The sequence below is a fragment of the Janthinobacterium sp. CG3 genome (assembly GCF_000344615.1).
In the GTDB taxonomy this organism is placed as follows: Bacteria; Pseudomonadota; Gammaproteobacteria; order Burkholderiales; family Burkholderiaceae_D; genus Janthinobacterium.
On sequence record NZ_KB467824.1, the window covers coordinates 2,616,053 to 2,640,482 of the forward strand.

The 24,430-nt window shown below is 66.2% G+C and carries 20 protein-coding genes and 1 pseudogene; 12 read left to right on the forward strand and 9 right to left on the reverse strand.

Annotation, left to right across the window (positions count from 1 at the left end):
• Positions 1-129: 129 nt before the first annotated feature.
• Positions 130-2,991, forward strand: a complete 2,862-nt coding sequence (gene ppc, locus JANGC3_RS0111395) for a phosphoenolpyruvate carboxylase (RefSeq protein WP_017876617.1) — start codon at positions 130-132, stop codon at positions 2,989-2,991.
• 189 nt (positions 2,992-3,180) lie between these two features.
• Positions 3,181-5,214 (forward strand): PAS domain-containing sensor histidine kinase, encoded by a 2,034-nt coding sequence (locus JANGC3_RS30800; protein ID WP_017876618.1) that lies wholly within the window; start codon positions 3,181-3,183, stop codon positions 5,212-5,214.
• A gap of 113 nt (positions 5,215-5,327) precedes the next feature.
• Here JANGC3_RS30800 and rpoD read toward each other — a convergent pair whose 3' ends face one another.
• Positions 5,328-7,865 carry an RNA polymerase sigma factor RpoD gene (gene rpoD / locus JANGC3_RS0111405; protein ID WP_026132858.1) on the reverse strand — a complete coding sequence of 846 codons (2,538 nt, stop codon included), beginning with the start codon at positions 7,863-7,865 and terminating at the stop codon, positions 5,328-5,330.
• Between the two features lie 539 nt (positions 7,866-8,404).
• Here rpoD and JANGC3_RS0111410 point away from each other — a divergent pair.
• Complete coding sequence (locus tag JANGC3_RS0111410; protein WP_026132859.1) at positions 8,405-8,860, forward strand: ProQ/FINO family protein; 456 nt, start codon at positions 8,405-8,407, stop codon at positions 8,858-8,860.
• 9 nt (positions 8,861-8,869) lie between these two features.
• The gene (locus JANGC3_RS0111415; protein WP_017876621.1) at positions 8,870-9,493 is read left to right on the forward strand and encodes a 3'-5' exonuclease; all 624 of its coding nucleotides are present in this window, start codon (positions 8,870-8,872) and stop codon (positions 9,491-9,493) included.
• A gap of 91 nt (positions 9,494-9,584) precedes the next feature.
• Here the strand turns inward: JANGC3_RS0111415 and JANGC3_RS0111420 are convergent, their stop codons facing one another.
• Complete coding sequence (locus JANGC3_RS0111420; protein ID WP_017876622.1) at positions 9,585-11,018, reverse strand: aminotransferase class I/II-fold pyridoxal phosphate-dependent enzyme; 1,434 nt, start codon at positions 11,016-11,018, stop codon at positions 9,585-9,587.
• A 137-nt stretch (positions 11,019-11,155) separates the two neighbouring features.
• Between JANGC3_RS0111420 and JANGC3_RS0111425 the strand changes: the two genes are divergently transcribed.
• Both JANGC3_RS0111425 and JANGC3_RS0111430 read left to right on the forward strand, forming a co-directional pair.
• A complete protein-coding gene (locus tag JANGC3_RS0111425; RefSeq protein ID WP_017876623.1) occupies positions 11,156-11,878 on the forward strand; it encodes a c-type cytochrome in 723 nt (240 codons plus the stop codon).
• A gap of 11 nt (positions 11,879-11,889) precedes the next feature.
• On the forward strand, positions 11,890-13,167 hold the full coding sequence (locus tag JANGC3_RS0111430) for a c-type cytochrome (RefSeq protein ID WP_017876624.1): 1,278 nt from the start codon (positions 11,890-11,892) through the stop codon (positions 13,165-13,167).
• A gap of 85 nt (positions 13,168-13,252) precedes the next feature.
• Here JANGC3_RS0111430 and JANGC3_RS0111435 read toward each other — a convergent pair whose 3' ends face one another.
• Entirely contained in the window at positions 13,253-13,891 is a 639-nt protein-coding gene (locus JANGC3_RS0111435) for an SAM-dependent methyltransferase (RefSeq protein ID WP_017876625.1), read from the reverse strand.
• A gap of 353 nt (positions 13,892-14,244) precedes the next feature.
• Between JANGC3_RS0111435 and JANGC3_RS0111440 the strand changes: the two genes are divergently transcribed.
• The gene (locus JANGC3_RS0111440; protein ID WP_017876626.1) at positions 14,245-15,054 is read left to right on the forward strand and encodes a head GIN domain-containing protein; all 810 of its coding nucleotides are present in this window, start codon (positions 14,245-14,247) and stop codon (positions 15,052-15,054) included.
• 5 nt (positions 15,055-15,059) lie between these two features.
• Here the strand turns inward: JANGC3_RS0111440 and JANGC3_RS0111445 are convergent, their stop codons facing one another.
• From JANGC3_RS0111445 to purU, 6 genes and pseudogenes are all read right to left on the reverse strand, one after another.
• The gene (locus tag JANGC3_RS0111445; protein WP_017876627.1) at positions 15,060-16,037 is read right to left on the reverse strand and encodes an Rpn family recombination-promoting nuclease/putative transposase; all 978 of its coding nucleotides are present in this window, start codon (positions 16,035-16,037) and stop codon (positions 15,060-15,062) included.
• A gap of 317 nt (positions 16,038-16,354) precedes the next feature.
• A complete protein-coding gene (locus JANGC3_RS0111450; protein WP_017876628.1) occupies positions 16,355-16,840 on the reverse strand; it encodes a copper chaperone PCu(A)C in 486 nt (161 codons plus the stop codon).
• Between the two features lie 187 nt (positions 16,841-17,027).
• Positions 17,028-17,441: pseudogene (locus JANGC3_RS31495) on the reverse strand (DUF2946 family protein); the annotation flags it as partial.
• 154 nt (positions 17,442-17,595) lie between these two features.
• On the reverse strand, positions 17,596-18,924 hold the full coding sequence (locus JANGC3_RS0111460) for an IS1182 family transposase (RefSeq protein WP_017876630.1): 1,329 nt from the start codon (positions 18,922-18,924) through the stop codon (positions 17,596-17,598).
• Between the two features lie 56 nt (positions 18,925-18,980).
• Entirely contained in the window at positions 18,981-19,523 is a 543-nt protein-coding gene (locus JANGC3_RS0111465; protein WP_017876631.1) for a YaeQ family protein, read from the reverse strand.
• Between the two features lie 37 nt (positions 19,524-19,560).
• Complete coding sequence (purU, locus tag JANGC3_RS0111470) at positions 19,561-20,430, reverse strand: formyltetrahydrofolate deformylase (protein ID WP_017876632.1); 870 nt, start codon at positions 20,428-20,430, stop codon at positions 19,561-19,563.
• Between the two features lie 179 nt (positions 20,431-20,609).
• Between purU and JANGC3_RS0111475 the strand changes: the two genes are divergently transcribed.
• The 5 genes from JANGC3_RS0111475 to JANGC3_RS0111495 all read left to right on the forward strand — a co-directional run bounded on the left by JANGC3_RS0111475 (position 20,610) and on the right by JANGC3_RS0111495 (position 24,428).
• Entirely contained in the window at positions 20,610-21,641 is a 1,032-nt protein-coding gene (locus JANGC3_RS0111475; protein ID WP_026132860.1) for an NADP-dependent oxidoreductase, read from the forward strand.
• Between the two features lie 235 nt (positions 21,642-21,876).
• Entirely contained in the window at positions 21,877-22,410 is a 534-nt protein-coding gene (locus JANGC3_RS0111480; RefSeq protein ID WP_017876634.1) for a phasin family protein, read from the forward strand.
• A 176-nt stretch (positions 22,411-22,586) separates the two neighbouring features.
• Entirely contained in the window at positions 22,587-23,132 is a 546-nt protein-coding gene (locus tag JANGC3_RS29100) for a hemerythrin domain-containing protein (protein WP_017876635.1), read from the forward strand.
• 189 nt (positions 23,133-23,321) lie between these two features.
• The gene (locus JANGC3_RS0111490; RefSeq protein WP_081611830.1) at positions 23,322-23,711 is read left to right on the forward strand and encodes a KGG domain-containing protein; all 390 of its coding nucleotides are present in this window, start codon (positions 23,322-23,324) and stop codon (positions 23,709-23,711) included.
• A gap of 207 nt (positions 23,712-23,918) precedes the next feature.
• The gene (locus JANGC3_RS0111495) at positions 23,919-24,428 is read left to right on the forward strand and encodes a M48 family metallopeptidase (RefSeq protein ID WP_017876637.1); all 510 of its coding nucleotides are present in this window, start codon (positions 23,919-23,921) and stop codon (positions 24,426-24,428) included.
• The last annotated feature ends 2 nt before the right edge of the window (positions 24,429-24,430 follow it).

Sequence of the window (24,430 nt, forward strand, 5' to 3'; positions counted from 1 at the left end):
TTAACCCTAACCGGCGGACACCAGTCATGTGCACATGTTTAAGATCACAAATTTTATCATGCGCCCTCCTTTGCAGAGCGTGGCCACCAGCCTTTTGCACCACTCACTCACCTATTTGGTTCATCACACATGGTTAAACAAGCTAGCACAACAGACTCCCGCGGCGACGCCGACAAGGACGCGCCGTTGAAAGAGGACATCCGCCTGCTCGGGCGCCTGCTCGGCGACGTGCTGCGCGACCAGGAGGGCGACGCCGTGTTCGCCGTCGTCGAGACCATCCGCCAGACCGCCGTGCGCTTCCGCCGCGAGGCCGACGCCGGCGCCGCCGCCGAACTCGACGGCATGCTGAAACAACTCAGCCGCGAGCAGACCATTTCGGTGGTGCGCGCGTTCTCCTATTTTTCGCACCTGGCCAACATCGCCGAGGACCAGCACCACATCCGCCGCCGCCGCGCCCATCTGCTGGCCGGCTCGCCGGTACAACAGGGCAGCGTCAATTTCGCGCTGGGCAAGCTGAAACGGGCCGGCGTCAGCCGCGCCACCGTCGACGCCTTCTTCCGCCAGGCGCTGATCGCGCCGGTACTGACGGCCCACCCGACCGAGGTGCAGCGCAAGAGCATCCTCGACGCCGAGCACGACATCGCCCGCCTGCTGGCCGAGCGCGACCTGCCGCTGACGCCGAAGGAACGCGGCGCCAACATGCAATTGCTGCACGCCCGCGTGGCCACGCTGTGGCAGACGCGCATGCTGCGCTACTCGAAACTGACGGTGGCCGACGAGATCGAAAACGCGCTGTCCTACTACCGCATCACCTTCCTGCGCGAGCTGCCCGGCCTGTACGACGACATCGAGGCCGACATCGCCGAGCAGTACCCGGCGGCGCACGCGCACGGCGCCGCCGACCCGGCGCGCATCGACGCGCCCTACGTGCAGATGGGCAGCTGGATCGGCGGCGACCGCGACGGCAACCCCAACGTCAACGCCGGCACCATGCGCCACGCGCTGGCGCGCCACGCCACCACCATCCTCGACTTCTACCTCGACGAGGTGCACGCGCTGGGCGCCGAACTGTCGGTCTCGACGCTGATGGTCGGCGTCAGCCCGGCCCTGCAGGCGCTCGCCGAACACTCGCCCGACCACTCGCCGCACCGCGGCGACGAGCCGTACCGGCGCGCGCTGATCGGCATCTACGCGCGCCTGGCCGCCAGCGCGCGCGCGCTGGGCGCCACCAACATCCTGCGCAAGGAGGTCGGCCCGGCCGCGCCCTACGCCGACGCGGCCGCCTTCGCCGCCGAACTGCAAGTGCTGGTCGAGTCGCTGCAGGCGCACCACGGCGCCGCGCTGGTCAAGCCGCGCCTGGCCACGCTCAAGCGCGCCGCCGACATCTTCGGCTTCCACCTGGCCTCGCTGGACATGCGCCAAACCTCGGACGTGCACGAGCGCGTGCTCGCCGAGCTGTTCGCCCGCGGCGGCGCCGAGCCGGACTACGCCGCGCTGGACGAGGACGCCAAGGAGCGCCTGCTGCTGGGCGAGCTGGCCCAGCCGCGCCTGCTGTACTCGCCCTATATCGCCTACTCGGCCGAGACCGACTCCGAGCTGACGATCCTGCGCGCGGCGCGCGAGGTGCGCGCCCGCTACGGCGCGCGGGCGATCCGCAACTACATCATCTCGCACACCGAAACCGTGTCCGACCTGCTCGAAGTGCTGCTGCTGCAAAAGGAAACCGGCCTGCTGCGCATGGACCGGGCCAGCGGCGAGAGCGAACTGGACTTGATGGTGGTGCCGCTGTTCGAGACCATCCCCGACCTGCAGCGCGCCGCCGACATCATGGGCCGCGTCATGGCGCTGCCGCAGGTCAAGCAGCTGATCGCCAAGCAGGGCCAGTTGCAGGAGGTGATGCTGGGCTATTCCGACTCGAACAAGGACGGCGGCTTCCTGACCTCGAACTGGGAGCTGTACAAGGCCGAAACGCTGCTGGTGACGGTGTTCGACAAGGCCGGCGTCAAGCTGCGCCTATTCCACGGCCGCGGCGGCACGGTCGGCCGCGGCGGCGGGCCGAGCTACGAGGCGATCCTGGCGCAGCCGCCGGGCACCGTCAACGGCCAGATCCGCCTGACCGAGCAGGGCGAAATCATCGCCTCGAAGTTCTCCAACGCCGAGATCGGGCGCCGCAACCTGGAGTTGCTGGTCGCCGCGACGCTGGAGGCGAGCCTGACGCCGCACCCGGCGGAGGCGGCGCACAGCGCCAAGCTGGCGCGCTTCGAGGCCGTCATGGCGACGCTGTCGCAGCGCGCCTACCAGGCCTACCGCAACCTGGTGTACGAGACGCCCGGCTTCACCGACTACTTCTTCGCCGCCACGCCGATCGCCGAAATCGCCGAACTGAACCTGGGTTCGCGGCCGGCCTCGCGCAAGGCCAACCAGCGCATCGAGGACTTGCGGGCGATCCCGTGGGGCTTCTCGTGGGGCCAGTGCCGCCTGCTGCTGCCGGGCTGGTACGGCTTCGGCAGCGCCATCAGCGCCTGGCTCGACGAGGCCGACGCCGCCGCCACCACGCCCTCGCGCGACGACAAGCTCGGCGCGCTGCGCGCCATGCACGCCGAATGGCCGTTCTTCGCCACATTGCTGTCGAACATGGACATGGTGCTGGCCAAGACCGACCTGGCGATCGCCTCGCGCTACGCCGAGCTGGTAGCGGACGCGGCGCTGCGCGAACGCATCTTCAAACGCATCACGCACGAGCACGCGCTGACGCTGTCCTGCCTGGAACTCATTACCGGCAACGCCGAGCGGCTCGCCGGCAACCCCTTGCTGGCGCGCTCGATCATGAACCGCTTCGCCTACCTGGACCCGCTGAACCATTTGCAGGTCGAGCTGATCAAGCGGCACCGGGCGCTGTCGAACCAGGCGGGCCAGGCCGACGAGCGGGTCCACCGCGGCATCCACTTGTCGATCAACGGCGTCGCCGCCGGCCTGCGCAACACCGGCTGACGCGCATGCCGTTCAGTTAGCCGGCCGGCAACGCCGCCCATCCAGCAAAGACCAAGCGCCGGGGTCGGACCGTCAGGTCCGCCTCCGGGGGGGCGCGCCCCGGCGTTGAGAATATTATCTAAAAATAAATACATTGCGGCAAGAGTGGCATTACAATACCGTTTACCCGGCCCTGCGCGGCGGCGGATATTGGAAAGCGATAAAGTGCCGATGAGGAAATGGTCGATTGAAACCTGGCGCCTGGCCGGCGTGGTTGCCGGGCTGGCGCTGCTGAGCGCCCTGGGCGCCGCCACCTGCCGCGACATGGCGCTGGCGCGCGCCGCCAGCCGACAGGTCGACGCCGTCCACGAACGCCTGTCGTGGCTGGAACAAACCCGTTCCGCGCTGTACCGCGTCCACGGCGCGCGCAACGCCGGCCGGCGCGCGCCGGCACCGCCCCCGCCGGCGCTGGCCGACGCCCGCCTGGCGCAAAGCGGCGCCATGATCGACGCCGCCATCGATACCGAACGCGCCACGCTGCGCCGGCAAAAAACCGCCGAGGCGGCGCAGGAACTGCGCGCGCGCAACGCCCTGGCGCTGCTGCTGCTGACCATGGCGGCGTTGATCGGCTACCTGCTGCTGCGCATCCGCAGCCTGACCCGGTCGGGCGAGGCCGCCCACGCCCTGCTGCAACACAGCGAAACGCGCTACCGCCAGATTGTCGACACCACCCAGGAAGGCATCTGGATGACCGACGCCGACCTGCGTATCGTCTACGCCAACCGGCGCATGACGGACATGATGGGCTGCGCCATGGGCGACCTGCTGGGCCACCGCCTCAGCGACTTCATGCCGGAAACGGCCTTGCAGCGCTGCTGTCCGCTGCGCCGCAACGGCGACGTCAGCCTGCGCGACCTGCAATACCAGCGCTTCGACGGCGCCAGCGCCTGGGCCATGGTGCGCGGCCGCTTGCTGCGCGGCGAGCGCGGCGAGGTCAGCGGCGCGCTGTTGATGATGACCGACATCACCGAGCGCAAGGTGGCCGAGCAGGCGCTGGCCACCGCGCACGCCGAGCTGGGCAACCGCATCGCGCTGCGCACCGCCGAGCTGGAGGACGCCAACCTGCTGCTGCGCGCCGAGATCGACGTGCGCAAGGCGGCCCAGCAGGCGCTGGCGCACAGCGAGGAGCGGCTGCGGGAAATCATCTCGATGATGCCGCTGGCGCTGTTTTTGAAAAACGCCGACTCGCGCGTCGTGCTGATGAACGAGGCGTGCGAGCAGCAGTGGGGCGTCAGCTTCGCCGACATCGACCGCCACGGCGAGGCGGCCTACTTCCCGCCCGAACAAATGGCGGGTTTCCTCGCCAACGACCGGGCGGCCTTCGCCAGCGGCCGCCTGCTGGTCGACGAGGAACTGGTGTGGAACGCCCAGTTGCGGGAAAACCGCCTGGTGCAAAGTTTCAAGAAACCGCTGTTCGACGCCGCCGGCAAGCCGCTGATTTTGATCGCCATGAGCGTCGACGTCACCGACCGGCGCCGCGGCGAGGAGGCGCTGCAGCAGTCGCTGCTACAGTTGCGCGAGCTGTCGGACCACCAGCAAACCATCAAGGAGGAGGAGCGCAAGCGCATCGCGCTCGACATCCACGACGACCTGGGGCAAAACCTGATGGCCTTGAAAATCGACGTGTCGATGCTGCACGCGCGCACCGGCGCCACCCATCCGCGCCTGAACCTGCAGGTCGGGCGCGTGCTCGACACCATCGACGCGACCATCAAGTCGGTGCGCACGATCATCAACGACCTGCACCCGAGCACGCTGGAGCTGGGACTGTGCGCGGCCGTCGAATGGCTGCTCAAGGAGTTCGAGCGGCGCAGCGCCATCCGCTACCAATTGATCATCCTCGACGACAGCGCCAACGCCACGCTGGACAACCGCCAGACCGCGGCCATTTTCCGCGTGGTGCAGGAGTCGCTGTCGAACATCGTGCGCCACGCCCAGGCCAGCGCGGTCGAAGTGTCGCTGAACCTGAACGCGCGCTGGGTCACCGTCGTCATCGCCGACAACGGCGTCGGCATCCAGCCGGGCGACCACGGCAAGGCCGCCTCCTACGGTTTGAAGAGCATCAAGGAACGCATCGGCGCGCTCGGCGGGGAACTGGTGATCGACGGCCGCAAGGGCAACGGCACGGCGCTGTCGATCCTGATGCCGGTGCCGGTGGCGGCGGCGCCCGCGCTGGCCGCTTAGGCGCCGCGTAAGCGACAAAAACCACCGGCGTCAAACCGGGGCCGCCCCCTCCGAGGGTGCGACCCCGGCTCGACGCCGGTGGCTTGAACGGTTTGGGCGGGGCCGCCCTGCCCTTAGTTTTGCGTCAGGAAGGTTTTCAGCTTGTCCGAACGCGACGGCTGGCGCAGCTTGCTCATCGCCTTCGCTTCGATCTGGCGGATGCGTTCGCGGGTGACGTCGAATTGCTTGCCGACCTCTTCGAGCGTGTGGTCGTTCGACATTTCCACGCCGTAGCGCATGCGCAGCACCTTCGCTTCGCGCGGCGTCAGCGAGTCCAGCACTTCCTTGATGACGTTGCGCATCGACGCGTGCAGCGCGGCGTCCAGCGGCGCCAGCGTGGTGTTGTCCTCGATGAAGTCGCCCAGTTGCGAATCGCCGTCCTCGCCCATCGGCGTTTCCATCGAAATCGGCTCCTTGGCGATCTTCATGATCTCGCGCACCTTGTTTTCCGGCATTTCCATCTTGATCGCCAAGGTCGCCAGGTCCGGCTCGCTGCCGGTTTCCTGCATGATCTGGCGCGAGATGCGGTTCATCTTGTTGATCGTCTCGATCATGTGCACCGGCACGCGGATGGTGCGCGCCATGTCGGCGATCGAGCGGGTGATGGCCTGGCGTATCCACCACGTCGCGTAGGTGGAAAACTTGTAGCCGCGGCGATACTCGAATTTGTCGACCGCCTTGAGCAGGCCGATATTGCCTTCCTGGATCAGGTCGAGGAATTGCAGGCCGCGGTTGATGTACTTCTTGGCGATCGAAATAACCAGGCGCAAGTTGGCGACCGTCATTTCGCGTTTCGCGTGGCGCGCCCGCTTTTCGCCGGCGGCCATCTGCTTGTTGATCTTGCGCAGGTCGGCCAGCGGCAACGCGACGCGCGCCTGCAGGTCGATCATCTTCTTTTGCAACTCTTTGACGGCCGGCACGTTGCGCCCCAGGATGGCGCTGTACGGATAGCGGCAGTCGACTTCGCCGTCGACCCAGTCGAGGTCGCACTCGTTGCCCGGGAAGACCTTGATGAAGTGGGCGCGCGGCATGCCGCATTTGTTGACGCACAGCTCGATGACCGCCTTCTCGATGTGGCGCACCTCGTCCATCTGGCCGCGCAGCGTGTCGCACAGCTTTTCGACGACCTTGGCGGTGAAGCGAATGCCCAGCAGTTCCTGGGAAATCGCCTCCTGGGCCTTGATGTAGGGCTTCGAGTTGTAGCCGTCCGGCGCCTTGCGCATCTTGTCGAACTGGGTCGAGATGGCGGCGAATTTTTCCAGCGCGTTCTTTTTCAGTTGCGCCAGTTGTTCGCTGGAGAAGCCGGCCGCGCCGCCGTTGGCGTCGCCGTCCTCCTCCTCGACTTCGTCCTCTTCCTCGTCGTCGTCGCCGCTGGCGGCGACCGGGGCGGCGGCCGGGGCCGGCGCGTTGCTTTCGTTCAAATCAACGAAGCCGTCGACCACCTCGTCGACCTTGATTTCGTCGCGGGCAATCTTCTGCGACAGCGCGACGATCTCGGCGATCGTCGTCGGGCAGGCCGAGATGGCCTGGATCATGTCCTTCAAACCGCCCTCGATGCGCTTGGCGATCTCGATCTCGCCTTCGCGCGTGAGCAGCGCCACGGCGCCCATTTCGCGCATGTACATGCGCACCGGGTCGGTGGTGCGGCCGAAGTCGGAGTCGACCGTCGACAGCGCCGTGGCGGCGGCGGCCTCGACTTCGTCGTCGCTGGTGACGGTGGCGACGTTGTCGGTCAACAACAGGCTTTCGGCGTCGGGGGCGCGTTCGTAGACCGCGATCCCCATGTCGTTGAAGGTGGCGATGATGCCCTCGATCGCCTCCGGATCGATGATGTTTTCCGGCAGCTGGTCATTGATCTCGGCGTAGGTCAGGAAGCCGCGCTCCTTGCCCATGTTGATCAAGCCCTTGATCTGCTGGCGGCGGCGCTCCAGGTCGGCCGCGGTGGCCTCGGCGTCGCCGCCCAGCGCGTCGGCCACCGTGCCCTTGGCCTTGCGGTCGCGCGCCTTCGAGACGGCCTTCAGTTCGGCGCGCTCGACCGCGTTGAGTGCCGCCACCTCGTCGTTTTCCGGCGTGAACTCGCTCGGCTTGCGGCCGCGCCGGCCCGGCACCTTGACGGTCGGCAGGAAATAGTTGGACGTGTCGATGGCCGCCAAGGCGTCGGCGTCGGTGGTCTGGCTGACGGCCGGACCGGAGGTGACGATCACCACCGGCGCCGGCTCGACCTTGGCGCGCACCACCTTCGAGCGCGCCGCCACCACCACCTTGGCGGTGGCGGCGCTTTCCGTGGCCTTGCGCGCGGCCGGCGCCAGCTTGACGACGGCGGCCTTCAACGCGCTTGCCTCGTCGCCGTCCTGCCCGGCGCCCTGCTCCATTGCCGGCTCGGCTTGCGCCTCGGCGGCGCCGTCCTGCGTCAGCTCCTGGCCCGGCACCGGCAGGGCGGCCAGGCGCGAACGGGTTTTCTTCACTACCGTGACCTTATTGGGCGCCTGCGTATTATCCGCTTGCGTATTATCGATAAAGTAAGATAGAGTCGTTTTAGGCAGCGCCAGTTGCGCCGATGCAGGGCGCGGCGTTTTGGCCGACAACGTTAATGTTTTGGGCGTATTTTTCATTAAATATCTCTCTCTATGCGAGACCACATGGTTTCGGCGAAGTGAATGATCCCACCTAAGCCTGCAAATCGGACTCGATGGAGCGTGTGCTGCGGCTGCCGGCTAAGGGCAGCGGGGCCAATCTATCGGGACGTTCGAAGCCGACGCAGCCCGTTGAAGGCGCGCCGCAGCTGAAGGGGGCGTAGATAAATCGGCGGTGTACATTGCGGAATGAAAAAAAGCCCGCTACCAAAACGGGCTTGAATCTATTATTCAGTGAAGAATAGAGGAGAGCGAGATTATGCTCCACGGCCACATATTAGGATAATTGATAATTCAGATATCTGACATCAACCATGCCCATAACATCGCCGCGCAGCGACTGCTCTTATCCCCTGCACTACTGATCCAGCGCAAGCCGGTGGTCAGCGCAAGCAGACATTATACACATTTCCTGCCCGTCGCGCCTATCCAACGGCATGGCAAAAAAGACATTATTGGCTTAAAAGTCAATGCGCTGGCCGTTCTTGCGTGCTATGCTCCCGTTTCCTGCCTAACCAATGAAGTCGATGAACACGTCTAGTCTCACCCCTCAGCCAGCCGCAACGGCCGCCCCAGCGCAAACCGCGCGCGCCCTGCTCAAGCAATTCCAAGACCAATTTCCGCCTTTCCGCGACTGCCTGCCGTTGTCGATCGGTATCGACAAGCAGATCCTGGCGCGCCTGCCGGAGCTGGACCGCAAACTGATGCGCACCGCGCTGGGCATCCACACCGGCTCGCTGCGCTACCTGCGCGTGATGGAAAAAGCTAAGATCCGCTACGACCTCGACGGCACCGCCGGCGCGGAAGTGACCCAGGTGCACCGCGACCACGCGACCCAGGTGTTGCAGCAGCGCTTCAAGAAGGAAGCCGAGCGCAAGAAGGCCGAGCGCGAAGCGGCGGCCGAAGAGGAAGCGAACCGCGTCCGCCTCGACAAGCTGAACCAGCTGACCGCGAAATTTTCGCGCAAGGGCTGATCCAGCCCCATGAGTACGGACATCGAGCAGCCCCTGCCGCCCTACGAGGGCATCAAGCTGGCCGACGTGCGCCTGGTACACAGCGCCGAGGACGCGGCGGCCGCGCTGGCGGCGCTGCTGGCGGCCGACGCGATCGGCTTCGACACCGAGTCGAAGCCGACCTTCCTGAAGGGGGAAACCTCAACCGGACCGCATTTGATCCAGCTTGCCACCGACGACACCGCCTACCTGTTCCAAATCGGCGCCACGCCGGCGCTGGCGGCGCTGAAGGCGATTCTGGAGTCGGGCACGACCTTGAAGGTCGGCTTCGGCCTGAGCGACGACGTCAAGCGCCTGCAAAGCAAGCTTGGCATTACGGTGGCGCAAGTGCTCGACCTGTCGGTGGCGCTGCGCGGCGGCCAGCGCAACGACCTCGGCGCGAAAAGCGCGGTGGCGAAATTTTTCGGCCTGCGCCTGCAAAAATCGAAGAAAATTTCCACCACCAACTGGTCGACGACGCGCCTGAGCGAGCGCCAGATCCTCTACGCGGCCGACGACGCGCATGTGGCGTTGCGGGTGTACCGGCGCTGGATCGCCGACGGCGGCAAGGTCGCGCCGGCGAAAGCGCGCCGGCCGGCGCCGCTAGCGCAGTAGCGCCGTCGGCTTCACAACCAAGCACCGGCACAGAGCCGGAGCCAGGCTTTCAGGTCCGAGCCCGGGGTTACGCCCCTGTTCTGTTCGGCGCCTACGGCCCGCCCCCTTCCAACTGCTGCGCCGCCAGCCGCCCCAGGGTCGCAATGGCGGCCTCGTGCGTGGCGTCCCACGGATGGCCGTAATTGAGCCGCACGCAATGGCCAAACGCGCGCTTGGCGGAAAAAATCGGTCCCGGCGCGATGCTGATGCCGTGCCGCAGCGCGCTGCGGTGCAAGGCCAGCGCGTCCACCCCCTTCGGCAATTCGACCCAGACAAAATAGCCGCCCTGCGGCCGCGTCACCCGCGTGCCGGCGGGGAAATGCACGGCGATCGCCTGCAGCATCATATGCTGCTGGGCCGCCAGCGCCAGCCGCAGTTGCCGCAAATGCCACTCGTAAGTTCCCCGCCCCAGGTAATCGGCCAGCGCCAGCTGCGACGGCAGCGCCGCCGTCAGGCTGGTGCTCAGCTTGAGGCGCTCGACCGCGCGCGCGTAGCGCCCCGGCGCGGCCCAGCCGACCCGGAAGCCGGGCGCCAGGCACTTCGAAAACGAGCCGCAGTGCAGCACCATGCCCTGCTCGTCGAAGCTCTTGCTGAGGGCCGGGCGGCGCGCGCCGAAATACAGTTCGCCGTAGACATCGTCCTCGATCAGCGGCACGCCATGCCCGGCCAGCAGCGCCACCAGCGCGCGCTTCTTTTCCGGCGGCATCAGCCCGCCCAGCGGATTTTGGAAGCTGCTCATCAACCAGCACGCCTTCGGCCGGTGCCGCACCAGCGCCTCGGCCAGCGCCGCCAGGTCGATGCCGTCGCGCGGGCTGGTGGCCACTTCGACCGCCACCAGGTCGAGCCGCTCCAGCGCCTGCAAGCCGGCGTAGAAGCTGGGCGACTCGATCAGCACCGCGTCGCCCGGCCGCGTGACGGCCTGCAGGCACAGGTTCAGCGCCTCCAGCGCGCCGTTGGTGATGACGATCTCGTCGCTGGCAACCCGCACCCCGTCCATCTGGTAGCGCAGCGCGATCTGCCGGCGCAACTCGGCGTTACCTTGCGGCAGGTCGGCCACCGTGCTCCACGGGTCGAGCCGGCGCATGCTGGCCGCCACCGAGCGCGCCAGCCTGGCCATCGGAAACAGCAGCGGGCTGGGGAAGGCCGAACCGAACGGCACGATGTCGCGCGCGCCGGCCGCCCCCAGCACCTCGAACACCAGCTCGCTGACGTCGACCCGGGTCGATTCGCCCTGCGGCTGCGAGGCATCCGGCTCGGGCGCCAGCGCGGCGCGGCTGGGCGCCACGTAGTAGCCCGAGCGCGGCCGCGCGACGATCATGCCGCGCGCCTCCAACAAGTAGTAGGCCTGGAACACCGTGGCCGGGCTGACGCCGCGGCGCTGGCGCTGCTGGCGCACCGAGGCGATGCGCTCGCCCGGCAGCAGCAGCTTGTTGGTGATCATCGCGGCGATCTCTTCGGCCAATTCTTCGTACAGCTTCACGCGCATCCATCCAATCTTGCCCAGGGCGGCATAAAACTGATCCGTAGTTTTATTGCACTTCTGAGTCTGTTTTTCTTCGGTCCGGCAGTATATCCTTGTGTCCGCCGCCTGTATGGTCGGCCTACAATTTTATAGGTATGCCCATGTCCATGTTTTCAAGCCAGGCACGCCGGCGCGCCGGCCGCGCCATCTTGCTGTTCGCCCTGGCGGCGGCGCCGGCACTGGCCGGCGCCGCCGCCCTGGTTGTGCTGCCCGACACGCTCGAACAACGCATCAAGGCCTGCACCGCCTGCCACGCCGGCAAGGAGCGCAGCGACGCCTTCTTCCCGCGCATCGCCGGCAAGCCGGCCGGCTACCTGTACAACCAGTTGCTGAATTTCCGCGACGGCCGCCGCCAATACCCGCTGATGACCTATATGGTCGAGCACCTGCCGGACGCCTACCTGCGCGAGATCGCCGCGTATTTTTCGCAGCAGCATCCGCCGGCGCCGCCGGCCCAGGCCAGCGCCGCCGCGGCGGCCGTGCTGGAACGCGGCCGCAGCCTGGTGACGCTGGGCGACCCCGCCAAGAAGGTGCCGGCCTGCATCGCCTGCCACGGCGAGCAGCTGAGCGGACTGGCGCCGGCCATTCCCGGCCTGCTGGGCCTGCCGCGCGACTACATCAACGCCCAGTTCGGCGCGTGGAAAAACCAGGTGCGCCAAGCGCATACGCCCGACTGCATGGCCGAGGTCGCCAGCCGCCTGTCCGACGCCGACATCGCCGCCGTCTCCAGCTGGCTCGGCACCCAGGTGGCGCCGCCCGGCACCCGCCCGGCCACCACCATCACCCGGCCGCTGCCGCTGAAATGCGGCGGCGTGCCAGAATGAGTCCGCTATCCATGAAAAAAATCCTCCTCGTTGGCGGCGCCGTGCTGCTGCTGGCCGCCGGCGCCGCCCGGCTGCTGCTGTGGCCGGCCGACGACAGCGGCGCGCCGGCCACCGCCGCCACGCTGGCGCCGGCCGCATTGGTGGCGCGCGGCGCCTACCTGGCCAGGGCCGGCGACTGCATGGCCTGCCACACCACCCGCGGCGGCGCCGCCTACGCCGGCGGACGGGCGCTGCAAACGCCGTTCGGCAGCGTGGTTTCGCCCAACATCACGTCCGACAAGCAATATGGCATCGGCGCCTGGAGCGCCGACGATTTCTGGCGCGCGCTGCACAACGGCAAATCGAAGGACGGGCGCATGTTGTACCCGGCCTTCCCCTACACCGAATACACCAAGGTCAGGCGCGAGGACGCCGACGCCATGTACGCCTTCTTCCAGAGCGTGCCGGCGCAGCCCAAGGCCAACCAGCCGCACCGGTTGCGCTTCCCGTACAACCAGCAGATCGCGCTGGCGGCCTGGCGCGCGCTGTACTTCAAACCGGCCGTGTTCAGGCCCGAGCCGGCCCGCGGCGCCGAGTGGAACCGCGGCGCCTACCTGGTGCAGGGCCTGGGCCATTGCGCCTCCTGCCACAGCAGCCGCAACCCGCTCGGCGCCAGCGACGGCGACCTGTCCGGCGGCCTGATCCCGGTGCTGGGCTGGTACGCGCCCTCGCTGACCTCGGACGCCGAGGCCGGCCTGGGCGATTGGGACGCCGGCCACATCGCCCAGTTGCTGAAGACCGGCGTGTCGCCGCGCGCCAGCGTGTTCGGCCCGATGGCCGAGGTGGTGCGGGCCAGCCTGCAACACCTCGACGACGCCGACATCCAGGCGATGGCCGCGTACCTGAAAACGCTGCCCGGCCCGGCCGCGCCGGCGCCGCCGGCGCCGCCCGACACCTCGGCGGCGGCGCAGGCGCAGCTGGCGGCCGGCGCTACATTGTACGAGAGCCATTGCGTCGAGTGCCACCAGGCCGACGGCCGCGGCCAGCCCACGGCCTACCCGCCGCTGGCCGGCAACCGCGCGCTGACAATGGAGGAGGCGGTCAACCCGATCCGCATCGTGCTCAACGGCGGCTTCGCGCCCGGCACCGCCGGCAATCCGCGCCCCTACGGCATGCCGGCCTACGGCCCGCTGCTCAGCGACGCCGACGTGGCGGCGGTGGTGACGTATCTGCGCCGCTCCTGGGGCAACCAGGCCGACGCCGTCTCGGCCCTCGAGGTCAACCGCTACCGCGGCGTGCCGCTGGACTAGGCGTTCGGCGCGCACCACGCAAAACGCCCGCCCGGCGCGCCGTCGCAACGGCAGGCCAGGCGGGCGCAGCGCCCCACACCTGCTGTTAGCGCAACTTGCTGCGCTCGCCGGTGGCCAGGTCGAGCGCGAAACGCACGCCGTTTTCGGTCAGCATGACTTCCTGCGGCGGCTCTTCGCCGGCCAGCGCGCCGGAAATGACCGGCAGGCCCTCGCCCTTGCGGATCAAGGGATCGCAGCGCTCATAGACGTTGGCGCAGCCGGTGCCGGCCATCAGCGCCTGCACGATCGGCACCTTCCACGCGTCGACGCCGCCGGCCTGGAACTGGCAGACCAGGTAGCCGCCCGCGCCGCCGTAGAGGTCGACCAGCAGGCCCGGCAGGCCGTCCTCCTCGCCCTTGATGAGCGAGAGCAACTGGTTGGCGCCGGCCTTCTTCAGGCTGGCGGCGCGCTTCTCCAGCGCGCTCTTGACGCGGCGCTTGATCATGGCGTGGTCGACCGGCTCGCTTTCGTCGAAGGTCCAGACCCGGGCGCGGATCTGCGACTTCGAGTTATAGGCCGCGCGCGCCAGGAATTTTTTCGCCGAGGACTGTACGATGGCCGTCGAGCCGGGCTTCATTTTTTCCTGCGGCTTGCCTTCGACGCGTTCGATCGCGGACGCGTAAATCCAGGGTTCGCCTGCCAGCAAGCTCTTTTCCTTGCCCTGTATGATGGTAATGATCAGCATGTAATTCCAGTGGTATGGACCGGCCGCGGCCGGTCATTGTGTCGAGGTGGCGCCGCCGCGTGGCGCCAGTGTCCGGCGCGGGTCGCCGGGCCGAGCGGCGTGTTGCGCTCGCGGGGACAGCAAGCGCGCAACACGACACTTGCGCCCAAGGCAGGATGATACCTCATTGTGATACCGCGTTGCCGCCCTGTCGCGGCCGCCGGCATTCTGGCCGGCGCCGGCTGCGCTTCGTCGCAAAGTGCTCCCCGCGCCCGCGCCGGCGCCGTAGCATGCTTGCCATGACACCAATTCTGGCAATCCAAGCACAGCGGACCGGCGCGCCTGCGGCGGCTGCGCACACACGGGGACATGACATGCAAACATCGATCACCGGCGGCGGCACGCGGCGCCTCGTCTTGGCGGCGGGCGCCGTCGCCCTCTGCGCGGCGGCGGCCCCGGCGGCGGCGTGGGACTGGCCCGCTCGCCAGCTCGGCGGCAAGGGCAACGGCAACGGCAGCGTACACCAGCAAGCGCGCAGCGTCGGCCATTTCGACGGCGTCGCGCTGAGCGTGCCGGCCGACGTTGAACTGCGCCTGGGCGCCAGCGAAAGCGTCAGCGTCGAAACCGACGACAATCTGCAGGCGCTGGTCGAGACGACGGTGGAAAACGGCACCTTGAAAATCCGCGTCGCCCGGCACGGCGTCAATCTGGCGCCGAGCGTACTCAGGATCGTGGTGCAGGCGCCCCAGGTCGAGCGGGTCAGCCTGGCCGGCTCCGGCACGTTGTACGCGGCCGAGCTGCGCGCGCCCCAGTTGCGCTTCGAAGTGGGCGGTTCGGGCTCGATCAAGGTCAAGCAGGTACGCAGCGAGGCGGTCTCGGTGTCGATCGGTGGCAGCGGCAACTTCACCGCCGGCGGTTCCACCGGCCAGCTGACCGTGGCCATCGGCGGCTCCGGCAGCGTGCAAACCGGCCAGTTGAACGCCCGCGCGGTGCAAGCCAGCATAGGCGGCTCAGGCAAGGCGGTGGTGTGGCCGAGGCAATCGCTGGCGGCCAGCATCGGCGGCTCCGGCGGCATCGACTACTATGGCGATCCGCAAGTGAGCCGCAGCGTGCACGGTTCGGGCGACGTCAGACGCCTGGGCGCTGCGCCGAGCCAAGGCGACGCCGCCCAGGGGCGACGTTAACGGCGCTACGCGCCGCCGACCAGCTGGTCCAGGCTGTCGGCGTCGAGCAAACCCTCAAACCACCGTTCCAGCTGCTCGGCCGGCGCCGCCTCCACCCTAGCGGCGATGGCCGGCGGCAATTGACCAAAACGCCGTTGCAACAAGAATTGCAGCCTGGAACGGTCGGCTTGCAAATGCCCTTCTTGTCGCCCCCGTTCCAATCCCCTCTGGATACCGTTGTACTCCCACTCGTCGGCCAAAGTTTCAAATTTCCGTGTCAGCATGGTGTGCACCTCCGCTAAATCGTCCGGAAAAACCATGTTATGACTTTTTAGCTGATGCCGCAAACGCGCGCCGATCCAACGCACCAGGCTGGTACGCAAGGGCTCGCATTCGCGGGCGTTGAGCCAGTCCGCCAAGGCTGCGACAACGTCGATGAGGTCTTCGCCGTTGCGAAAATGTTCCAGCCGGAACACCGCCGCGACCAGATTGAACTGGGCGCCGGCCGCGCCGCCATGATAACTATGGCGGTCGATCAACAAATATCGCTGCCCGGGTTGCAGCGACGCCAGACCTTCCGGCGGCGCCAGCATCAGTTGCGCCAGATCGGTGCTGGCGCTCCAGCGCGCGGCACCGTTATAGAGGACGATGGGCAGGACCGGCGCCAGCTTGCCGCCGTGCGTCAATTCGCGCCGCTTGACCAGGTCCTGGCACAACAAACCGACGTAGACCTGCATCCGCAACGCCATCCAATGGTCGTTGCGGGACTGGAATTCGAGCAAAATATACAGGTACACCCACTCCGCGCCAAGCTTGAGGCGCCATACCATGTCCTCATGGCGCTGGCGCCCGGTATCGCTGACGTAGCTGGCGTTGACGCGTTCGAAAGCGGCCAGGTCGAGCTGTCTGGCCCAGGCGTAGGGCAGGAAGCCGGAAAGCAGGTCGCGCACCATTTCAGGATGCGAGAACAATTGCTTGTAGCCGCTGTCGTGTTCTTCAGCCATACCCCATTGTAGCGGCCGATATCATTGTAGAGTTTGCCGGAAAAGCCACCATCGCGCCCCGCCTTGGCCCCGCTCAAGGGCCAGCGCATCCAGCAACTACGGGTCGAACTTCACCTCCGCCGGCAGGGTGGCCCTCCAGGCGCGCGCCCAGCTTGTTGGCGAAGGCGATCGGCTAGCCCTCGCTGTCGAACCGGGACAGGTCGATCCACCACGCCCAGGCACCCCGGCGGTTGCCGACCGAGGCGCTGCCAGCATCAGCGCCAGCCGCTTGCGCGGCGACACAGTGGATTTCATGGGGCCTTTCGTGCGCTGCCCGCTCAGTGCTGGTGCTGCGGCGCCATCGCCGGCATCGCGGCCGGGCCGGCCGGGTCCACGTACGTCAGCGCCTTGACCGGCACCGCCAATTCGATGTTCTTGCGTTTCTTGTCCTTGCCCTGCACCACCAGCGTCAACGCCACGGTCTCGCCCTGCTTCAACTGGCGCTTCAGCTCCATCAGCATAATGTGGTAGCCGCCCGGGCCCAGGTGCAGCGTCTTGCCGGCGGCCAGGTCGAGGCCGTCCACCGCGTGCATCTTCATGGTTTGCCCGAGCATTTCCATCTGGTGGATTTCGGCGATGCCGGCCACGCTGGTGCGCACCTCGACCAGGCGCACGTCCTGGTCCGACTTGATTTGCATGAAGGCGCCGGTGGCCTTGCCTTGCGGTACGGTGGCGCGTATCCACGGCGCCGTCACGCTGACCTGGGCCAGCGCGCACGAGGCCAGCGTCATCGTCGTCAAAAATGCGATAAATTGTTTGTTCATTGTCGTTCTCAAAAATATGGCGGCGCACGGGCGCCCGTATGGCGTAGCGCCGCCGCGGGCGGCGGCGCGCCCGCGGGTGCGCCGTCGTAGCGCAGCAACGCCGGTTCGGTGATGAGGGGGGGGCGATCGACGCCGGGCGCGACGAGCGGTGCGCCGGGGCGATCAAGCCGGCGCGGGGGGGGCCGCGCGGGCGCGCCGCCGACCAGACCGTCAACGGCCGCGGCGCACGATACAACAGGAAGGGGTGTGGCGGGTGCCGGCCGACGACGCCGGCAGCCGCCGCGACGGCCGGCGCCAGGGCGAAGTCGCCGGCGTGCGGCAGGCAATAGGCGCAATGCTCGCCGGCCTTGCCGCTGCCCTCCGGCGCGGCGGCGGCGGGCGGTTGCTCCGCCGCCACGAAAGCGGCGAAGGCGGCACTGGCCGGCCCGGCATAGCCGGTGCGGTCGGCGCTGCACATTTCCCAGGCCGGAGCCGGGGCCGGGCCGCGCGCGGCGGCGACGGCGTGCGAAACCGACGGGGCGAGCGCGTTCAGCAGGACCGCGAAGAGCGCGATCCAGATCTGCCATTGCCTCGACGTCAACGATGTCACCATGGCCGACATTATAGCGCTAGGAGTCTGCGCGGCAGACAATTCTTGCGCTGACCATGTGACGCGCTTCTTGCCTGCGTCGATGGCGATTCACTTTCGCACTCGAAAGTGGAATGAAATAGGAGCCTGAGAGTGGGGATTGGACGGACTTTCGCCCTTTCAGGTCTTACGCGGACAGCATTTTCGCCATGCGCCGCAGGTTCAGCGCGGTGCAGACGAGTTTCCACTCGGCCTGAGCCTTCGCCAGTCCTCGCATGCTAAATTGCCGGAACCCGAGTACGCTTTTCACCCAAGCGTTGGGCGGTTCCGAGATCCACTTGCGTTTTCGGTAAGCCGCCTGGATCGTCGCGGATCTGAACTTGTCTGCCATGGCGGCACACAAAGGCCGCTTTTTCGGATCGATTACCGCTTCCTGCTTGCCGATGCGTCCGAGTGCCACAATCAGTTCGGACGGGTGAGCGCGTAGTTGCTCGAACATGGCTTCCGAGCGATAGCCTGCATCGGCGAGCACCAGCTCGGCATCGTCACCGACGTTGCGCTTTACCGCTGCGAGCACCGACGCCAGTTGCCCACTGTCAGCCGCACTATTGACGAGTTCGGCCGCCACGATGATGTGGGCGCTCTCGTCGACTGCAGCTTGGGCGTTGTACGCATAGTCGAAGCCGCCGCCGGCGGCGCGCTTCATGATACGGCTTTCCGGGTCGGTAAAATTCTCTTGGGCGTCGGGCTTGGGTTCGCCGAACTTGTATTTAAAACGCGACTTCTTCTTTGGCTTGCCAGAGTCCTCGGGCGGCACATCTTCGTCATCGCTACGGCCGCGCGCGATATCGGCCTGGCGTTGGCGATCTTCAAGACGCGCACGGGCAGCGCGGATGACGGCAAGGCGGTCCTCGCGCCTTGCGATCTCCGCCGGGATATCGAGTTCCGGCTCGTTTTTTTCGGCGGCATCCGCCGCTCTGGCCCTGGCCAGCAACGCGTCGATTTGATCCTTGAGCTCACGCTCGGCCTTTTGCATCCGGTCGTAGCTCATCGCTTTGTGGCGCGATGCGTTGGCCTTGATCTTGGTGCCATCGACACCGATCGTGCCAAGCTTGACCAAGCCGCACTCTTTCGCCATCTTCACTACCTGTACGAACAGGTCCGACAGTTCCTTCAAGTGGATCGCGCGGAAATCGCAAATTGTTCGGTGCGCCGGATAGTTGTCAGCGGCGAGCATACGCAACGCCACGTCCTCGTACAGCTTTCGGGCCAGCTTGCGTGATGAAAACACACCGGTTGCATACCCGTACACAAGTATTTTGACCATCATCGCCGGATTAAATGGCTGGTTGCGGGACCCGCCCCCTGCATACCGCGCGTGAAAGGCGGACAGGTCGAGCGAGTCGACAGTGTCGCTAACGAAGTAGGCCAGGTGCCCCTCAGGGAGCCAATCTTGCAAAGCATGGGGAAGCAGCATCTGTTGATGCTGATTGTAGGGGAGGTAGCTCGTCGTCATTCGACAAGTTTACCTCGTCCCCATTCCGATTGCATCAGTTTCTGCCGCGCAGACTCCTAGCGCGGCGCCTTGACGGTCTCGCGGTCGATCTGCACCGTGGTGGCGCCGTCGGTCAGCCAGATCTGGCCGTCCTGGATGGTGCACTGGAACTGCATGGTGCGCTGGGCCAGCCGCGACATTTCCATCGCCGCTTCCGACGGCAGGTTGATCACGGTCAAGTTCTTGGCCCGCTCCAGCTTGTTGGCGATCTGCTTCCACCACAGGTGGCTGGTGGCGCCGTAGCTGTAGACGATCACCTGCTCGGAGCGGCCGCAGGCCTTCAGGATGCGCTTCTCGTCGGGCTGGCCGACCTCGATCCACAACTGGATCGCGCCGGTCAGGTCCTTCAGCCACAGGTCCGGCTCCTCGGTGTCGAACAGGCCCTTGGTAAACGTCAGCGCCTCGTCGGCGTGGATGGCGAACGCCAGCAGCCGCACCATCATGCGCTCGTCCGTCTCGGACGGGTGGCGCGCCAGGGTCAGCATGTGCTCTTGGTAGTAATTGCGGTCCATATCCGCCAGCTGCAGCTCAGCCTTGAAAATTGTTGCTTTGAGGGCCATCGGGTAACGCCTGCCTAAAAAAAATTACAGTGAATGACTATTTGAAGACGACGGTCTTGTCGCCGTTTTGCAAAATGCGGTGCTCGACAAACCATTTGACGGCGCGCGCCAGCACCACGCACTCGACGTCGCGGCCGATCGCCGTCAACGTGTCGGCGTCCATCGCGTGGTCGACCCGTTCGACGTCCTGCTCGATGATCGGGCCTTCGTCCAGGTCGCCGGTGACGAAATGCGCGGTCGCACCGATCAGCTTGACGCCGCGGTGGTGCGCCTGGGCGTACGGCTTGGCGCCCTTGAAGCTGGGCAGGAAGGAATGGTGGATGTTGATCGCCTTGCCGCCCAGCGCCTTGCACAGGCCGGGCGAGAGGATTTGCATGTAGCGCGCCAGCACCACCAGGTCGATGTCGTGGGTCTGCATCAGCTCGAGCACGCGGGCCTCCTGCGCCAGCTTGGCCGCCTCCGAGGCGCCGGCCGCCAGCGGCAGGTGGTGGAAGGGGATGTTGTAACTGGCCGCGAGCTGGTAGAAATCCATGTGGTTCGAGACGATCGCCGGGATCTCGACCGGCAGCAGGCCGCTCTTGTAGCGGAACAGCAGGTCGTTCAGGCAGTGGCCGATCTTCGACACCATCAGCATCACGCGCGGCTTGGTGCGGGCGTCGTGCAACTGCGCGTTGAACTGCATCGCCTGCGCCAGCGCGGCGAAATCGGCGCGCAGCCCGGCGTCGCTGACGCCGCCGTCGATCAGCGCGAAATGCACGCGCATGAAAAACAGCTGCGACTCCTGGTCGCCGAACTGCGCCGAATCGATGATATTGCAGCCGTGTTCGGCCAGGAAGCCCGAAACGCGGTGCACGATGCCGCGCTGGTCCAGACAGGAGAGGGTCAGAATATATTCAGGATGCGTCATGGCGGGATCAAGATTACGATAGTGGTCGGTGTGGGTCGGCGCGGCCAAGCGGCCAGCCGCAGGCCCGGTATTGTCGCACGACTGGGCCGGGCTGGCCAGAATGCCAAGTATTCCCGAGAATAGCACGGTCGTTCAATTTTCAGGTATAGTCGATCACCCCCCCTTTTCAAGGAATAACAATGACAACGACAGTGTTGGAGAACCTGCAATTCCGCCTCGCCGCCCGCCCGGTCGGCATGGCCAAGGCCAGCGACTGGCAGCAAGTGCGCGAAGCGCTGCGCGAGATCGGCGACGGCGAGATCGTCGTCAAGGCGCTCTACCTCTCGCTCGACCCGGCCATGCGCGGCTGGATGAACGAGGGCAAATCCTACATCCGCCCGGTGGCCATCGGCGAGATCATGCGCGCCGGCGGCATTGGCGTGGTGGTGGCCTCGAAGTCGCCCAAGTTCGCCGTCGGCGCCCACGTCTCCGGCTCGATCGGCGTGCAGCAGTACTGGATCGGCGCGGCCGACGACAAGAGCGCTTCCTTCATCCAGGTCGACGCCGCGCTGGCGCCGCTGCCGACCTACCTGAACGTGCTCGGCATGCCGGGCCTGACCGGCTACTTCGGCCTGCTCGAAGTGGGCCAGCCGAAGGCCGGCGACACCGTGGTCGTCTCCGGCGCCGCCGGCGCGGTCGGCATGACGGTCGGCCAGGTCGCCAAGCAGATGGGTTGCCGCGTGGTCGGCATCGCCGGCGGCAAGGACAAATGCGATTTCGTCGTCAACGAACTCGGTTTCGACGCCTGCATCGACTACAAGGGCGGCGCCGTCAAGGATGGCCTGAAGGAGCATTGCCCGCAGGGCGTGGACGTGTATTTCGACAACGTCGGCGGCGAGATCCTCGACACCGTGCTCACCCGCATCAACCTGAAGGCCCGCATCGTCATCTGCGGCGCCATCTCGCAGTACAACAACACCACGGCGGTGAAGGGCCCGGCCAACTACCTGTCGCTGCTGGTCAACCGCGCGCGCATGGAAGGCATCGTGGTGTTCGACTACGCACCGCGCTACCACCTCGGCGTGGCGGCGATGGGCCAGTGGCTCAAGCAGGGCAAGATGAAGAGCAAGGTCGACATCGTGCAGGGCATCGAGAACTTTCCGCAGGCCTTGTCGATGCTGTTTGAAGGCAAAAACTTCGGCAAACTGGTGCTGCAGGTGGCCGAGCAGTAAGGACGGGGAGTAAGGCCGGCCATTCGGTTCGCCGTTCGGCGGCGCCGCCCCGGCGCCGCTTTGCCGTCCCGCGCCCGCGCCCGGCGGCAAGCCGCTTCATCCGCGACAAAAAAACCCCAGATTCATGGAACTTGCTGATTCGATAAGAGTCTATCCCTTTGCTTGATACAAGCACAGCTTCACCCGCACCGACCCGGGTGACCTTTATGAGGGTCTTTTTTATCGAGGTATAGATATGATCACGCAAGCCATCACCCCTGCCATCCGATCGCACATGGAAGTCCAACTGGCGTTCATGACCGATCTGTTCAGGAAAGCGATCGACACGGCGCAAAAAGTCACGGAATTGAACATGCGCCTGGCGCAGGAACTGATCGAAGATATGACTTCGGCCAACCGCCATCTGATGGCCACCAAGGACGCCACCGAGTTCGCGTCGGTGGCCACCACCCAGCTCCACCCATCCATTGCAAAACTGCGCAACTACCAGCAGCGGCTGTCGAACGTGCTGGCCAACGCCAACGTCGAAATGACCAAGACGGCGGAATCGCACATGCCCGCAGCCAGCCGCGCCGCCGCCGCCGTGGCCGACGAGATCGTCCGTGCCGCCAGCGAAGAAACCGACAAAGCCACCCAGCGCCAGCGCGCCGCCATCGACCAGATGAACGAGGCGGCGCGGCGCGGCGCCAACGGCATGGAACAGCAGCACAACCGCGGCCTGGGCCAGGAAACCGGCCGGGGCACCGGCCACGGCCAGCAGGCGCACTGACACGCTCGACGCAGGACCGGCGCGGGGCCGGCCCGCCGGGGCCGCCCCTTGCCGGATGGTTGCTTCGCGCCCCCGACGGTGTGCGGAAGGCGCCTCGATATCGCCCGCCAATGCCGGCGGCACACAGCCCGGCGGCGTTACAGACGGCTTCCCAACAATCAAGGAGAACAGACACCATGAACAGCGCAAAAAACCAGGCCGGCGACGCGTCCGTCGACGCGATTTCCCTGCTGACGGAGGACCACCAGAAAGTGCGGCAAATGCTGCAGCAATTCGAGGAGCTCAAGGACGACGACGAACAGCTCGACCTGAAGCTGGAGCTGGTCGAGCAGATTTGTTATGAGCTGACGGTGCACGCGCTGGTGGAGGAGGAGCTGTTTTATCCGGCCATGCGCGCCGCCATCGACGACGACGACCTGATGGACGAGGCCGAGGCCGACCACGCCGGCATCAAGGACCTGGTCAGCCAGCTGGAAGGGATGGAGCCGGACGACGAGGACCTCGATGCGACGATGACGGTGCTGTCCGAGCAGCTGGAGCGCCACATCACGCTGGAAGAGGAGGAGATCTTCGCCAAGGCCAAAAACGCCCAGCTCGATATCGCCGCCCTGGGCCAGCAAATGCAGGACCGCAGGGAGGAAATCGAAGCCGATTTCAACGGCGCGCCGGCGCCGTCCCACCCGTCCGGCGGCGAGACCGGCCGCGCGCAAGACCTGCCCTGAGCGGGACGGCCTGAAAAGCGCGGCGGCGACGGAACTAAGGTCCGGCGTGCTTCTCTAACAAGCGGGTGCGTCGGATTGTTAGCACGCTGCGGCGCCACCCGGCACAGCTCCGAGTCCTCGGACGCCGACAACAAGGAAAGGCGCCCGGGAATTAATATTTTTACCACCACCAAGCACAAGGAGGCAGACATGGCTACAAGTCAAGGAAACGATCAAGGGAAAAACAGCCAGAAGGACGATAGCCAAACCGGCCAAAAAAGCGGGGGCAGCAAGCGCGGCTTTGCAGCGATGGACGAGGAGCAGCAGCGCGAAATCGCCAGCAAGGGAGGCCAGGCCGCCCATCAGAAGGGAACCGCTCACGAGTTCGATTCTGAAGAAGCGCGCCGCGCCGGCCAGAAAGGCGGCGAGGCGGTCAGCCGCGACCGTGAACACATGGCGGAAATCGGTCGCAAAGGCGGGGAAAGCCGGCAGTCGGCCAACCGCGAGGAAGGTGGCAAAAGTTCGTCCTCTAGCCGCGGCGGCTCCTCCGAACAGCATGCCAAAGCCGGCAAGCAAAGCCACAAAAACGACGAGAAGTAGCTCGTCCACGGGGGAGCGCCCCCTCCCCCTGCATGGCTGGCGCCGCCTCGCAACAGGCATGGGCCCTTCACCGGCAACGGCAGGCAACGGCGCGCAACAGCGGCGCCACCGGCGCACATCCGGGGTCGGCCCCCAAGGCCCGGCCCCGGTTCTTGAGCGCATTGTATGGTACATTCTCGCCTCGACCGACGCGCCAACCATTCCGCCATGCCACCCCTGAAGTATCTCAGCGCCTATTCCGACCAGACCCTCGAACAAGTTTCGCAATTGATCGCCCAAAACAAGCTGGGCGAGGTTTTGCTCAAGCGTTACCCGAGCGCGCACGAGATCCGCAACGACAAAGCGCTGTACCAGTACGTGCAAGAGTTGAAGAACGAATTCCTGCGCAACGCCGAGCCGATCAACAAGGTCGAGTTCGACAGCAAGATCCACGTGATCCAGCACGCGCTGGGCCTGCATACCTCGATTTCCCGGGTCCAAGGCGGCAAGCTCAAGGCCAAGCACGAGATCCGCGTGGCCAGCATGTTCAAGAATGTGCCGCTGGAGTTTTTGCGCATGATCGCGGTGCACGAACTGGCCCACGTCAAGGAAAAGCAGCACGACAAAGCGTTTTATAAGCTTTGCTCGTATATGGAGCCGAATTACCACCAATACGAATTCGACTTGCGCCTGTACCTAACGCAACTCGACATTTCCGGCCAGCGCCTGTGGGGCTAAGG